At 66.8% G+C, this 14,322-nt stretch carries 12 protein-coding genes; 8 read left to right on the plus strand and 4 right to left on the minus strand.

Features of this window, described 5'->3' with window-relative positions:
* Nucleotides 1–84: 84 nt before the first annotated feature.
* The gene (locus OHT21_RS23590) at nt 85–2,793 is read left to right on the plus strand and encodes a transglycosylase domain-containing protein (protein ID WP_328770337.1); all 2,709 of its coding nucleotides are present in this window, start codon (nt 85–87) and stop codon (nt 2,791–2,793) included.
* A gap of 195 nt (nt 2,794–2,988) precedes the next feature.
* A complete protein-coding gene (locus OHT21_RS23595) occupies nt 2,989–4,503 on the plus strand; it encodes a glycosyltransferase family 87 protein (RefSeq protein WP_328770338.1) in 1,515 nt (504 codons plus the stop codon).
* Nucleotides 4,504–4,581: 78 nt separating this feature from the next.
* Here OHT21_RS23595 and OHT21_RS23600 read toward each other — a convergent pair whose 3' ends face one another.
* The 3 genes from OHT21_RS23600 to OHT21_RS23610 form a co-directional block, all read right to left on the minus strand.
* Nucleotides 4,582–5,613 carry an alanine racemase gene (locus OHT21_RS23600; RefSeq protein ID WP_328770339.1) on the minus strand — a complete coding sequence of 344 codons (1,032 nt, stop codon included), beginning with the start codon at nt 5,611–5,613 and terminating at the stop codon, nt 4,582–4,584.
* A 65-nt stretch (nt 5,614–5,678) separates the two neighbouring features.
* Nucleotides 5,679–6,800, minus strand: coding sequence for a peptidoglycan bridge formation glycyltransferase FemX (gene femX / locus OHT21_RS23605; protein ID WP_328770340.1), 1,122 nt, complete (start codon nt 6,798–6,800; stop codon nt 5,679–5,681).
* 224 nt (nt 6,801–7,024) lie between these two features.
* Complete coding sequence (locus OHT21_RS23610; protein WP_328770341.1) at nt 7,025–7,327, minus strand: hypothetical protein; 303 nt, start codon at nt 7,325–7,327, stop codon at nt 7,025–7,027.
* Between the two features lie 275 nt (nt 7,328–7,602).
* Between OHT21_RS23610 and rpsF the strand changes: the two genes are divergently transcribed.
* The 4 genes from rpsF (at nt 7,603) to rplI (ending at nt 9,312) form a co-directional block, all read left to right on the plus strand.
* Entirely contained in the window at nt 7,603–7,893 is a 291-nt protein-coding gene (rpsF, locus tag OHT21_RS23615; protein WP_033321285.1) for a 30S ribosomal protein S6, read from the plus strand.
* A 78-nt stretch (nt 7,894–7,971) separates the two neighbouring features.
* The gene (locus tag OHT21_RS23620) at nt 7,972–8,565 is read left to right on the plus strand and encodes a single-stranded DNA-binding protein (RefSeq protein WP_328770342.1); all 594 of its coding nucleotides are present in this window, start codon (nt 7,972–7,974) and stop codon (nt 8,563–8,565) included.
* 45 nt (nt 8,566–8,610) lie between these two features.
* Complete coding sequence (rpsR, locus tag OHT21_RS23625; protein WP_003949403.1) at nt 8,611–8,847, plus strand: 30S ribosomal protein S18; 237 nt, start codon at nt 8,611–8,613, stop codon at nt 8,845–8,847.
* Nucleotides 8,848–8,865: 18 nt separating this feature from the next.
* Nucleotides 8,866–9,312, plus strand: coding sequence for a 50S ribosomal protein L9 (gene rplI, locus OHT21_RS23630; RefSeq protein WP_033321283.1), 447 nt, complete (start codon nt 8,866–8,868; stop codon nt 9,310–9,312).
* A gap of 239 nt (nt 9,313–9,551) precedes the next feature.
* On the opposite strand, the gene OHT21_RS23635 is transcribed toward rplI, so the two are convergent.
* Nucleotides 9,552–10,889: an MATE family efflux transporter gene (locus tag OHT21_RS23635; RefSeq protein ID WP_328770343.1), complete on the minus strand. Its 1,338-nt coding sequence runs from the start codon at nt 10,887–10,889 to the stop codon at nt 9,552–9,554.
* A gap of 459 nt (nt 10,890–11,348) precedes the next feature.
* On the opposite strand from OHT21_RS23635, the gene dnaB reads away from it, so the two are divergent.
* Nucleotides 11,349–12,821 carry a replicative DNA helicase gene (dnaB, locus tag OHT21_RS23640; RefSeq protein WP_328770344.1) on the plus strand — a complete coding sequence of 491 codons (1,473 nt, stop codon included), beginning with the start codon at nt 11,349–11,351 and terminating at the stop codon, nt 12,819–12,821.
* A 92-nt stretch (nt 12,822–12,913) separates the two neighbouring features.
* Nucleotides 12,914–14,299: a serine hydrolase domain-containing protein gene (locus tag OHT21_RS23645; protein WP_328770345.1), complete on the plus strand. Its 1,386-nt coding sequence runs from the start codon at nt 12,914–12,916 to the stop codon at nt 14,297–14,299.
* Nucleotides 14,300–14,322 lie beyond the last annotated feature (23 nt).

A 14,322-nucleotide genomic window follows, 5' to 3' on the forward strand; every position in this document is an offset into this window, starting at 1 on the left:
CGCATCCGTACTTCGGGGGGACCGGGAAACCAGCCGCCGTTTCCAGGCGCGCAAAGGTGCGCCTGCCCGAGGAGTAACCGTTCGATGAGCGAGCACCGTCGCAAACCGCCGCAGCCGCAAGGCGGCGGACGTGCCGCGGCCCGACGCGGCCTTACCAGCTCGTCCTCCGGTCGCCGCGCGGCACCGCGAGGCGCCACCGGGTCTCCTTCCGCCTCCTACGGCTCGGGAGGCGAGGAACGGCCGTACGGTGGCCGCGCAGAGGCCCGAAGGGCCGCCCAGAGAAGTACGAGCGGCGGTGGCCGGCGCAGAGCGGCCGACGGCGCGGGACGCGGCGGCCACGGTGGTGGCGGCCGCGGAGGCGGTCCCGTCGGGCCGAACGGGCCCGGGCGTGGCAGGGGCCGCGGGGCCGAGCCGCCCAGGAAGCGCCTCATCGACTATCCGCGCGCGGGCAAGTACGGCGCTGCGCGCTGGGTGCCCTCGTGGAGGCTTGTCTCTGGGCTGTGCATCGGCTTCCTCGGCAGCCTGGTGGCCGTTGCGGGCATCGGGTACGCCATGGTGAGCGTTCCGAACGTCGCCGAGGCCGCGACGGCGCAGAACAACGTCTACTACTGGTCTGACGGCACCGAGATGGTCGCCACGGGTGGTGAGACGAACCGCCAGATCATCAACCTCTCGCAGATTCCCAAGGCGATGCAGAACGCCGTCATCTCCCAGGAGAACAAGACCTTCTACGACGACAGCGGCATCGACCCGAAGGGCATCACCCGCGCCGTACTCACCATGGCCCGGGGCGGTGAGACGCAGGGCGGTTCCACGATCACCCAGCAGTACGTGAAGAACGCGATGCTGAATGACCAGTCGCAGACGCTCTCGCGGAAGTTCAAAGAGATCTTCGTCTCTGTCAAGGTGGGTACCACCGAACCCAAGGACACGATCCTCGAGGGCTACCTGAACACCGGTTACTACGGTCGCGGAGCCTACGGAATTCAGGCAGCGGCACGTGCTTACTTCAACAAGGATGCCGTCGACCTGAATGCGGGCGAATGCGCCTTCCTGTCGGCGACCCTCAAGGGCGCCACCTACTACGATCCAGCGGGTTCGACCTCCATCGACCCGGCCGCCACGCCCGACGCTAACAAGAAGCGGGCCCTCGGGCAGATGCAGGACACGCTCAGCAAGATGGTCGAGTACGGTCACCTGTCGGCAACGGAGCGAGCGAAGTACACGAAGCTCCCCAAGACCGAGAACCCGCGGTCGAATGCCCAGCTGAGCGGGCAGACCGGCTACCTCGTCGACCTCGCCAAGTCGTACATCGTCAACAACAGCGAGAAGACCGGGATCACGGCCGACAGGCTTCAGCAAGGCGGACTCGAGATCCACACGACCTTCGACAAGAAGATGGTCAACCAGCTCGAAGACGCGGTGAAGAAGGTCCAGAAGGAGAACATCAAGCCGAAGGAGCGTCCCGACACGGACACGCACGTCCAGTTCGGCGGCGCCTCGGTGGACCCGAAGGACGGCGCGATCAAGGCCATCTACGGTGGCGAGGACGCGACGAAGCACTTCACCAACAACGCTGACCAGACCGGCGCCCAGGTCGGGTCGACGTTCAAGCCGTTCGTGTTGGCGTCCGCGATGCAGTGGGGTGCGCGCAACCCCGATGGCGACCCGATCCAGGCGCAGGACGAGCGGACGATCGTCTCGCCCGAGAGCTTCTACAGCGGCAAGAACAAGCTCAAGATCGAGGACTACGACGGCACCGTCTGGCAGGACAACAAGGGCAAGGTGTGGCTGCAGAGGAACGACGGCGATGAGTCGTACAACGCCCCGAGCTACCGGATCGACCTCCGTGAAGCGATGAGAGTCTCGGCGAACTCCGCCTATGTGCAGCTCGGCATGGACGTAGGACTGGACAAGGTCAAGGAGGCAGCGGTCAGCGCGGGCGTCCTGGAGGGCAGTCTGGCCAGCGCGAACTACCCGTCCTTCTCGCTCGGCACATCCGACCCCAGCGCGATCCGTATGGCAGGCGCGTACGCCACCTTCGCGGCCAGCGGCCAGCAGAACGATCCATACTCGGTCAAGGAGATCGAAGACAAGGACGGAACGGTATTCAGGCACGCGGACGTCGCCAATCCTGAAACGGCCTTCACCTCCCAGGTCGCCGACAACGTGACCGACGTTCTGAAGACTGTCGTGGAAGACGGCACTGGTACCGCGGCGGCGCTCGGTGACCGTGAGGTGGCGGGCAAGACCGGTACCACCGACGGCAACAAGTCCGCCTGGTTCGTCGGCTACACCCCGCAGCTCTCGACCGCGATCTCCATGTACCGCATGGATGACGACGAGAACAGCAAGAAGCGCGAGTTCCTGGAGATGTTCGGGACGGGTGGCCAGAAGAAGATCCACGGTGCCTCGTTCCCGGCCGAGATCTGGCACGACTACATGGATGACGCGCTCAAGGGCAAGCCCGCGAAGGAGTTCCCGACGCCCGAGCCCATCGGTGAGGTCGTCAACGACATCCCGGTTCCGACTCCGACGCCCTCCGCCCCTGAGCCCGAGCCCGAGGATGACACCCCGACGCCGAGCCCGACGCCCAGCGAGCCGACGACGAGTCCCACGCCCTCGCCGAGCAACACCTGCGAACCCTTCGACTTCGAGTGCAACAACACCGGCGGAGAGGACAACGGTGGTGCTGACAACGGCGGAGTTGACGGAGGTGTCAGCGCTTCACCGACGGAGTCCGATCCGCCCGGGAACAACGGCGATAACAACAATGGGGGCATCTTCGGGTAGGACACGCAGTAGCCGTCACTGTGTGTGTTTCACGTGAAACACGCTGTTTCACGTGAAACAAGGGCCGCCGCACCGACAGGGTGCGGCGGCCCTTGTTGTAGCGGCCGCTTGTCGTAGACGGGGGCAGCGCCTTCAGCCATGCGACCGGCCACAGCGACTCGACGACCCAGCACACTCTCAGCTACGTACGGCAGGATGGTCAGCATGCCCAGCGCAGAGACGAAGCGAGCCAGCTCGTACGAGCCGGACACGGTACGGCCGACCAAGGAGGACGCGGTCGCCGCAACCGGCAGCGAGCTGATCGGTGGCCCCATCGGACGCCGCGCGCTGCTCGGCACGTCTTGGTGGACCCCTGTACGTGTCATCGCGCTCGTCGCGATCGGCATGTTCGCCCTTGGCATGGTGCAGAAGCTGCCGTGCTACGACGGCGCCTGGTTCTTCGGGGCCAGCTCGCAGTACACGCACGCGTGCTACTCAGACATCCCGCATCTCTACCAGGGCCGCGGCTTCGCCGAGGGGCTCGTGCCGTACTTCGACAAGCTCAGCGGCGATATGGAGTACCTCGAATACCCGGTCCTGACCGGCGTGTTCATGGAGGTCGCCTCCTGGCTGACACCGGGCAGCGGCAGCATCCAGGAACAGGCAAAGGTCTACTGGATGGTCAACTGCGGGATGCTGATGGCGTGTGCGGCGATCATCGCCGTCTGCGTCACCCGCACCCACCGCCGGCGGCCCTGGGACGGTCTGCTGGTCGCCCTCGCACCCGCCTTCGCGCTCACGGCCACCGTCAACTGGGACCTGCTGGCCGTCGCCCTGACTGCCGCCGCGATGCTGATGTGGGCGCGGAACCGCCCGTTCGCCTTCGGCGTCCTCCTGGGGCTTGCCACCGCCGCCAAGCTCTATCCTTTCCTGATCCTCGGGCCACTGCTCGTGCTGTGCTGGCGCGCGGGCCGGTGGCGGGAGTTCGGCACCGCGTTGCGCGGGGCGGGGGGCGCCTGGCTGGTCGTGAACCTCCCCGTGATGCTGCTCGCCCCCGAGGGCTGGTCGAAGTTCTACACATTCAGCCAGGAGCGCGGCGTCGACTTCGGTTCGTTCTGGCTCGTCCTGTCCCATCGCATGGACAGCCCGCCCACCACGGACACCGTCAACACGCTCGCCCTAGTGCTGATGCTGGTCTCCTGCCTGGGTGTGGCGGGACTCGCGCTGACCGCCCCGCGCAGGCCGCGCTTCGCCCAACTCGCCTTTCTGATCGTCGCGGCCTTCATCCTCACCAACAAGGTCTATTCACCCCAGTACGTGCTGTGGCTGATCCCCCTCGCCGCGCTGGCCCGCCCCAAATGGCGGGACTTCCTGATCTGGCAGGCGTGCGAGGTCGCCTACTTCCTAGGGATCTGGATGTACCTCGCGTACACGACCAGCGGAGACGCCCACAAGGGACTGCCGACCGACGGCTATCACGTCGCCATCGTCATCCACCTGTTGGGGACGCTCTACCTGTGTGCGGTCGTCGTACGCGACATCCTCATGCCGGAACAGGACGTGGTACGCCGGGCCGGGGACGACGACCCGACGGGTGGCGTACTGGATGGCGCGGAGGACCGCTTCGTACTGGGAGCCGCGGCCCATCCGCCGCAGCATGCAGCGCACTTCGACAGGCCGCAGGTGGAGTGGGGTCACCACGGGCCGTCGGCCGGCGGCGGTTCGCCCTGAGCGAACAGGGTGTAGGGGAACCACAGAGAAGGCCGTACACGGATTCCGTGTACGGCCTTTCCACTGAGGTTCGGGTGGTCAGCGCTCGACGACCCGGTCGAACTGCGTGGTGGTGTGGCGCAGATGGGCAACGAGTTCCTCGCCGACTTTCGGTTCCGGGGCGTCCGAGGGCACGAACAGGATCGAGACCTGCATGTGCGGAGGTTCCGCGAACCAGCGCTGCTTGCCGCCCCAGACGAACGGCGAGAGGTTCCGGTTGACCGTGGCGAGGCCTGCCCGGGCGACGCCCTTGGCGCGCGGCATGACGCCGTGCAGGGCCTTAGGGGCCTCCAGGCCCACCCCGTGCGACGTACCGCCCGCCACGACCACCAGCCAGCCGTCAGAGGCGGCCTTCTGCTGGCGATAGCCGAAGCGGTCGCCCTTGGCGACGGGAGTGACGTCCAGGACGGCTCCGCGGTACTCGGTCGCCTCGTGGTCTCCCAGCCACAGCCGCGTACCGATGCGGGCGCGGAAGCGGGTCCGCGGGAACTGCTGCTGCAGCCGGGCGAGTTCCTCGGCCTTGAGGTGGCTGACGAACATGGTGTGCAGCGGCAGCCGGGCCGCGCGCAGCCGGTCCATCCAGCCGATGACCTCCTCGACGGCGTCCGAGCCGTCGGTGCGGTCCAGCGGCAGATGGATCGCGAAGCCCTCCAGCCGTACGTTCTCTATGGCGGCGTGGAGTTGGGGCAGGTCGTGCTCGTTCACACCGTGCCGTTTCATCGAGGACATGACCTCGATGACGACGCGGGCGCCCACGAGGCCGTAGACCCCGTCGATCGACGACACGGAGCGGATCACGCGATCGGGCAGCGGCACGGGTTCCTCGCCCCGCCGGAACGGCGTCAGCACCAGCAGGTCACCGCCGAACCAGTCCTTGACCCGGGCGGCTTCGTACGTTGTGCCGACGGCGAGGATGTCCGAGCCCAGCCGAGTGGCCTCGTCCGCCAGCCGCTCATGGCCGAAGCCGTAGCCATTGCCCTTGCACACAGGGACGAGTCCGGGGAACTGCTCGGACACCTGCTTGTGGTGCGCCCGCCAGCGTGCGGTGTCGACGTAGAGCGTGAGCGCCATGGCCGGACCTGGAACCTTTCTCGTGGCTGCGGTGTATCAGAGGTATGAAGGCAAATTCTGATGCGTCAGCGGCGCGACATGTAGATGTCGAGCGCCTTGTGGAGCAGCTTGTTGAGCGGGAAGTCCCACTCGCCGAGGTATTCGGCGGCCTGGCCGCCCGTGCCCACCTTGAACTGGATGAGGCCGAAGAGGTGGTCGGTCTCATCGAGCGAGTCGGAGATGCCCCGCAGGTCATAGACCGTGGCACCGAGCGCGTAGGCGTCGCGCAGCATGCGCCACTGCATCGCGTTCGAGGGCCGGACCTCACGCCCGATGTTGTCCGAGGCGCCGTACGAGTACCAGACATGCCCGCCCACGACCAGCATCGTCGCGGCGGACAGGTTCACACCGTTGTGCCGGGCGAAGTACAGCCGCATGCGGTTGGGGTCCTCGTTGTTGAGGGCCGTCCACATGCGCTGGAAGTACGAGAGCGGGCGGGGCCGGAAGTGGTCGCGTACGGCCGTGATCTCGTAGAGACGCTGCCACTCCTCAAGGTCCTGGTAACCGCCCTGGACGACCTCGACGCCCGCCTTCTCGGCCTTCTTGATGTTGCGCCGCCACAGCTGGTTGAAGCCCTTGTGGACGTCCTCCAACGACCGGTTGGCCAGCGGCACTTGAAAGACATAGCGGGGTTGTACGTCGCCGAAGCCGGCCCCGCCGTCCTCGCCCTGCTGCCAGCCCATGCGACGCAGCCGGTCGGCGACCTCGAAGGCGCGCGGCTCGATGAAGTCGGCCTCGATGTCGCGCAGCCGCTTCACATCCGGATCCTGGATGCCCTTCTTGATCGAAGCGGCCTCCCAGCGCCGGATGATGACCGGCGGGCCCATCTTCACGGAGAAGGCGCCCTGCTGCTTGAGATGCGCGAGCATCGGATCCAGCCACTCGGTCAGATTTGGCGCGAACCAGTTGATGACCGGGCCCTCGGGCAGATAGGCGAGGTAGCGCTTGATCTTGGGCAGCTGCCGGTACAGCACAAGGCCCGCCCCGACCATCTCGCCTGTCCTGTCGTCGAACCATCCGAGATTCTCGGCGCGCCACTCCGCCTTGACGTCTGCCCAGGCCGGGACCTGCATGTGGCTCGCCGCGGGCAGGCTCTGGATGTACGCCAGATGCTGCTCTCGACTGATGGTCCTCAGGGTCAGGCTCATACGGGGCGCTCCTCGGGCTGGTGTGTCCCCATGGGTACAGGGGCTCCGGCTCTCGCGCCGAAGCCTACTGCGCCCTGCGAGCGCCCCGTCTGGCCGTACGGAACCTGGGCCCCGACCGATACGCGGCCGGAGCGTCTTGAGGTGTTATCCGGCTGTAGGACCGGGTGTTGGGAAGGTCGTGGGCCTGTGGTCGCCGCGCCAGTCCGGACGCGCCGGGGAGTCGCTCAGCCGAAAAGGCCCCCATGTGCCATGCCGAGGAAGAAGCCGACCCCCGCCGCACCGAGACCCAGCACCAGCCCGAAGCGCTGCCGTGTCGTCTCGGAGACGAACTGCCCGCTTGCCCCGGTGATGATTCCCACCAGACCCGTCCATGAGCTGACCAGATGGAGGTCGTCGAACAGCCCCGTGGTGAAGGCCGTCGCCCCGAGCACCAGCGTCACGGCCAGCAGCGTGTCCTGGAGCGGGTGGGGCTTGTGGTCGGTGGCGAACAGGGATCCGGCGATGTTGGGTCGCAATGTCTGTGCCATAGGGCACCTCCTGCGGAAAGCGGCGCATCGTAGCGCCTTGCACACCCGATGTGTACAGATTGGCGGCCTCCACCCCCGGATTTCAACCGGAAGCCGGTGTCCGGGTAGTCTGTACCGTCTGCACCGGTGTCTGTCCAGGCCATGACGCGGCTCCCACTCAGTTCACTGAGTGGCGGGTCCGATTGTCAGTGGTGGCCGATACCGTTGCGTACGCATCACAACCCTCCTGCCACGGAACGACCGTGGCCGCCGAGTCCAAAGGAGGTGGGTTCCACATGCGTCACTACGAGGTGATGGTCATCCTCGACCCCGATCTCGAGGAGCGCGCTGTCTCCCCGCTGATCGAGAACTTCCTCTCCGTTGTCCGTGAGGGCAACGGAAAGGTGGAGAAGGTCGACACCTGGGGCCGTCGTCGTCTCGCGTACGAGATCAAGAAGAAGCCCGAGGGCATCTACTCGGTCATCGACCTGCAGGCCGAGCCTGCGGTCGTCAAGGAGCTCGACCGCCAGATGAACCTGAACGAGTCGGTCCTCCGGACCAAGGTCCTTCGCCCCGAGATGCACTGAGCTCTCCCGCTCAGTTGATCTCGGGCATCGAGTAGCAGCACAAGCAGCCAGCAGCAAACCCGCCGAGAGGTTCCCCCAATGGCAGGCGAGACCGTCATCACGGTCGTCGGCAATCTTGTCGACGACCCCGAGCTGCGCTTCACCCCTTCCGGTGCGGCGGTCGCGAAGTTCCGTGTCGCGTCCACTCCCCGCACCTTCGACCGTCAGACCAATGAATGGAAGGACGGCGAGAGCCTGTTCCTGACGTGCTCGGTCTGGCGTCAGGCGGCGGAGAACGTCGCCGAGTCGCTCCAGCGAGGCATGCGCGTCATCGTGCAGGGTCGGCTGAAGCAGCGGTCCTACGAGGACCGTGAGGGCGTCAAGCGCACGGTCTACGAACTCGACGTCGACGAGGTCGGCGCGAGCCTGCGCAACGCCACGGCCAAGGTCACCAAGACCACCGGCCGAGGCGGCCAGGGTGGTTACAGCGGCGGTGGCGGAGGCGGCCAGCAGGGCGGCGGCTGGGGCTCAGGCCCCGGTGGCGGTCAGCAGCAGGGCGGCGGCGCTCCCGCCGACGATCCCTGGGCGACCGGTGCGCCGGCCGGCGGCGGCCAGCAGGGTGGCGGCGGTGGCGGCTGGGGCGGAAGCTCCGGCGGCTCCGGCGGCGGCTACTCGGACGAGCCCCCCTTCTAAGGGCGGGTTCGCACCCACACTTCTTGATCACACAGGAGATACACCATGGCGAAGCCGCCTGTGCGCAAGCCGAAGAAGAAGGTCTGCGCTTTCTGCAAGGACAAGGTCACGTACGTGGACTACAAGGACACGAACATGCTGCGGAAGTTCATTTCCGACCGCGGCAAGATCCGTGCCCGCCGCGTGACCGGCAACTGCACGCAGCATCAGCGTGACGTCGCCACGGCCGTCAAGAACAGCCGTGAGATGGCGCTGCTGCCCTACACCTCCACCGCGCGATAAGGGAAGGGTGACCGACACATGAAGATCATCCTCACCCACGAGGTCTCCGGCCTCGGCGCCGCGGGCGACGTCGTTGACGTCAAGGACGGTTACGCTCGCAACTACCTGATCCCGCGGAATTTCGCGATCCGCTGGACCAAGGGCGGCGAGAAGGACGTCGAGCAGATCCGTCGTGCTCGCAAGATCCATGAGATCCAGACCATCGAGCAGGCCAACGAGATCAAGGCCCGCCTCGAAGGCGTCAAGGTCCGCCTGGCCGTCCGCTCCGGCGACGCCGGTCGGCTCTTCGGTTCTGTCACCCCGGCCGACATCGCCTCGGCGATCAAGGCTTCCGGTGGCCCCGAGGTCGACAAGCGCCGTATCGAGCTGGGCTCGCCGATCAAGACGCTGGGCGCTCACGAGACGTCCGTGCGTCTGCACCCCGAGGTTGCCGCCAAGGTCAACATCGAGGTCGTCGCTGCCTGAGTGCTGCGATCGCTGAAGCAGTGTGGGGCCGTGCCTTTCGGGGTGCGGCCCCACATGCTTGCCCGTCGACTGTTGGCTGGTGGGTCCCTTGGCGGCTGACGTGTCGGTGGCGGGGAGGCATGGAGAGCATGTTTCACGTGAAACGGCGTGCATCAGTCCTCGAGTTGGTCCGCCGTTTCACGTGAAACCGAGCGAGCTTGGGGGCGATTCTGCTTCACCTGGTGCTGGATCGGCTTTTCTCAGCGCGTGGCGCCAGTGACGATCCAGCGACCCGAGCGGGAGCGCAGCCACAAGGTCAGCATTCGCAGAGCCATCATCAGGGTCATCGCTCCCCACAGCGCTGTCAGGCCGCCGCCGAGAACAGGTACGAGCAGGGCGACGGGAGTGAAGATGGCGAGTGTCACGAGCATCGCCCGTGCCAAGTACGGGCCGTCCCCGGCGCCCATCAGAACGCCGTCGAGGACGTAGACGATGCCGCAGATCGGCTGGGACAGGGCCACCACGACGAGAGCGGGCAGCGCCGCGTCCTTGACCATCGAGTCACTGGTAAACAGCGGGACGAAGAGCGGCCGGGTGACGATCACCAGCACACCGAGTACGACGCCGACCGCGATGCCCCACTGCACCATGCGGCGGCAGGCCTCACGGGCGCGTTGGGCGTCACCGGCGCCTAGGTAGCGACCGATGATCGCCTGACCGGCGATGGCGATCGCGTCCAGGGCGAAGGCGAGCAGACTCCACAGCCCCAGGATGATCTGGTGCGCGGCGATGTCCGCGTCGCCAAGTCGCGCCGCCACGCCGGTGGCGATCAACAGGATGGCCCGCAGCGAGAGTGTACGGATCAGCAGAGGCGCTCCGGCCTGGGCGCAGGCGCGTATCCCGGCGGCATCCGGCCGCAGCGAGGCACCGTGCTTACGTGCTCCACGAACGACGACGGCGAGATACACCGCGGCCATACCGCACTGGGCGATGACAGTGCCCCAGGCAGAGCCGGCGATGCCGAGGTCCGCGCCGTAGACGAGGCCGACGTTGAGGGCACCGTTGGCGATGAAGCCCGCGATGGCGACGTACAGCGGTGTCTTGGTGTCCTGCAGTCCGCGCAGGACTCCAGTGGCGGCGAGAACGACGAGCATCGCGGGGATGCCGAGCGCCGAGATCCGCAGATACGTGGTGGCGTAGGGGGCGGCGGTGTCCGAGGCGCCGAAGAGCTCCACCATGGCGGGGGCCATCGGCACGACGATGGCGATGATGGCTGCCCCCAGCAGGAGCGCGAGCCAGATGCCGTCCATGCCCTGACGGATCGCTGCTTGCAGATCGCCCGCGCCGACCCGGCGCGCGACGGCGGCTGTGGTGGCGTACGCCAGGAACACGAAGATGCTGACGGCTGTGGTGAGGAGGGCGGAGGCGACACCGAGACCGGCGAGTTGCGGAGTGCCGAGATGGCCGACGATGGCGCTGTCGGCCATGAGGAAGAGGGGCTCGACGACAAGTGCGCCGAAGGCCGGGACGGCCAGTGAGACGATCTCTCGGTCGTGCCGGCGCCGGGCAGCCTTGGGCTCCGCTGAGGCCTGTGTCATGCACATCAATCTAATCTTCCACAGGTAAGAGATGCAATGCTTGATAGGCCCTTACGTCTCTTCTTGTGTGAAGTGCCGTTGCGGGGCGTTCGTAACGATCTTGATTCTGCTGTGGAAGTTTTTCTTCTGCACAGCCGGTGGACGGGATATTTGCAGGTCATGGCTTGTTTGGAGGAGGAGGCCAAGGCTTGTTCACAGGTCTGTCCACCGGGTCGTGCACAGGTTTTGCGAGGTTCTCCACAGCATCCGGGCGGTCGTCCACATGGCCTGTGGATAACCAGATTGGCGGACGGTGCCCGCAGGCCTAACGTGGTCCGGCGCCCTGCTCCTCTTCCGTCCTCGGAAACCTCGCAAAAGCGACGGGTGAGAACCGGAGTTGGGCCTCTCATTTGTCAGTGCCGTGCCGTAGAAAGATGAGGCACGGCTAGGTCCGCTCGGCGGACGGGAGGAGGTGGCTCGGTGAGTATTTCCGAGCCCTTGGACGATCCGTGGGCCGACAGCGGTCCCAGTGATCGTCTGCCCGCCTCCCGTCGGCGTGATGGTGGCAGGGGGCGCGACGAGCAACACGATCGTGGACGGGACAACGGCGTCTGGGACGGCGGAGGTTCGTCCTTCGAGCGTGTGCCGCCCCAGGATCTGGACGCTGAGCAGTCCGTCCTCGGCGGCATGCTGCTGTCCAAGGACGCCATTGCCGATGTCGTCGAGTTGCTCAAGGGCCATGACTTCTACCGGCCGGCGCACGAGACCATCTACAGCGCGATCCTCGACCTCTACGCGAAGGGCGAGCCGGCCGACCCGATCACGATCGCCGCCGAGCTCACCAAGCGCGGTGAGATCAGTAAGGTCGGCGGCGTCTCGTATCTGCACGGCCTCGTTCAGACGGTGCCGACGGCGGCCAACGCCGAGTACTACGCGGAGATCGTCCACGAACGTGCGGTGCTGCGCCGCCTCGTGGAGGCTGGTACGCGCATCACGCAGATGGGGTACGCGGCCGACGGTGACGTCGACGAGATCGTCAACAGCGCCCAGGCAGAGATCTACGCGGTGACCGAGCAGCGCACCACGGAGGACTATCTGCCGCTCGGCGACATCATGGAGGGTGCGCTCGACGAGATCGAGGCGATCGGTTCGCGTTCGGGGGAGATGACCGGTGTGCCGACTGGCTTCACCGATCTCGACCAGCTCACGAATGGTCTGCACCCCGGCCAGATGATCATCATCGCCGCGCGACCTGCCATGGGTAAGTCCACGCTGGCGCTGGACTTCGCGCGGACGTGCTCGATCAAGCACAACATGCCGAGTGTGATCTTTTCGCTGGAAATGGGCCGCAATGAGATCGCGATGCGTCTGCTGTCGGCGGAGGCGCGGGTGGCTCTGCATCACATGCGTTCGGGCACTATGACGGACGAGGACTGGACCCGTCTCGCGCGCCGGATGCCGGATGTTTCGGCCGCTCCCCTCTACATCGACGACTCCCCGAACCTGTCGATGATGGAGATCCGCGCCAAGTGCCGTCGACTCAAGCAGCGCAGCGACCTGAAGCTCGTGGTCATCGACTATCTGCAGCTGATGCAGTCGGGCGGTTCCAAGCGGGCCGAGAGCCGCCAGCAGGAGGTCTCCGACATGTCGCGGAATCTGAAGCTTCTGGCCAAGGAGCTGGAGCTTCCGGTCATCGCGCTGTCGCAGCTGAACCGTGGCCCCGAGCAGCGTACGGACAAGAAGCCCATGGTCTCCGACCTGCGTGAATCCGGGTCGATCGAGCAGGACGCGGACATGGTGATCCTGCTGCACCGCGAGGATGCGTACGAGAAGGAGTCGCCGCGCGCCGGTGAGGCGGACATCATCGTCGGCAAGCACCGTAACGGTCCGACGGCGACGATCACGGTCGCCTTCCAGGGCCACTACTCGCGCTTTGTGGATATGCAGGCCTGAGTCTTCAGCTGTTGTCGCTGCGTCTTGCTTTCGGTCCGGTCGTGCTCCTGTCGGCGCTCGACGCCGGGCCTCCGACCAGGTGGACTGGGCTCATGACGACATCTCAGGAAGAGCTGCTGCTCGGAACGCGCCGGGCCCTGCTGCACCGTATTGCCACCGCTCAGGCCGAGGGCCGGGCGCCGTCGATGGTGGCGGTGGTCGTGCGGGGCGGGGAGGCGGTGTGGCACGGGGCGCGTACCTCGGTGGACGGGCATGGGCCGGACGAGAACGTGCAGTACCGGATCGGGTCGATCACCAAGACGTTCACCGCGGTGCTGATGATGCGGTTGCGGGACGAGGGAGTACTGGGCCTCGGTGATCCGCTGGAGAAGTATCTGCCGGGCACCGGAGCGGGGGAGGCGACGATCGCCGAACTGCTCGCGCATACGGGTGGGTTGGCGGCCGAGTCGCCCGCGCCCTGGTGGGAGCGTACGCCGGGCTCGCTGCGCCCGGAGCTCGCCGATGTGCTGGGCGAACAGCCGCACCGGCATCCCGTGGGGCGGCGGCACCATTACTCGAACCCCGGTTATACGTTGCTGGGCGCGTTGGTCGAGGAGCTGAGGGGCGCGCCTTGGGAGGAGGTCCTGCGGCGTGAGGTCCTCGAGCCCTTGGGACTGCACCGTACGAGCAGCCGCCCACAGGCACCGCACGCGGGCGGCTGGGCCGTGCATCCCTGGGCGGATGTGATGCTGCCGGAGCCTGCTGAGGACCTTGGGCGGATGGCGCCGGCCGGTCAGCTCTGGTCGACCACAGGCGATCTGGCGCGCTTCGCCGCCTTCCTGGCCGAGGGGGACGATCGTGTGCTGAGTGCACGGTCGGTGCAGGAGATGCGTACGCCCGCGGCGCCGCCTGAGGCCGATGAGGTGGCGGCCGGCGCGGCCTATGGCCTCGGCATGCAGATTCTGCACCGGGACGGGCGGATCCTTGTGGGGCATTCGGGATCCCTGCCGGGCTTCCTCGCCGGTCTTGTGATCAGCGTCGAGGACGATCTGGCCTCGGTCGTGCTCGCCAACTGCACCTCGGGCCCGTTGGTGATGACGGTTGCCGCGGACCTCGTGCGAATCGTCGCCGAGGCCGAACCCCGGGGCCCCGAGCCGTGGCGGCCGTTGCCGGAAGTCGACGCATCCGTACTGGAGTTGGCGGGGCCGTGGTACTGGGGCACGCAGGCCTCCGCACTGCGTCTCACCGCCGATGGAGGCGTCTCGCTCGGACCCCTGTCCGGCAATGGCCGTCGCTCGCGCTTCCGGGCCAATGGCGACGGGACGTGGACGGGGCTCGACGGCTACTACGCGGGGGAACTTCTGCGGGCCGTGCGGCGCCCCGACGGATCGGTGAGTCATCTGGACCTGGGGTCGTTCGTCTTCACGCGGCAGCCGTACGACGAGGGGGCGCCGGTGCCGGGCGGGGTGGATCCGGAGGGGTGGCGCGGGATTCGGTAGCCGCGGCATCGGACGAGCAGCGT

The sequence above is a fragment of the Streptomyces sp. NBC_00286 genome (assembly GCF_036173125.1).
Classification (GTDB): domain Bacteria; phylum Actinomycetota; class Actinomycetes; order Streptomycetales; family Streptomycetaceae; genus Streptomyces.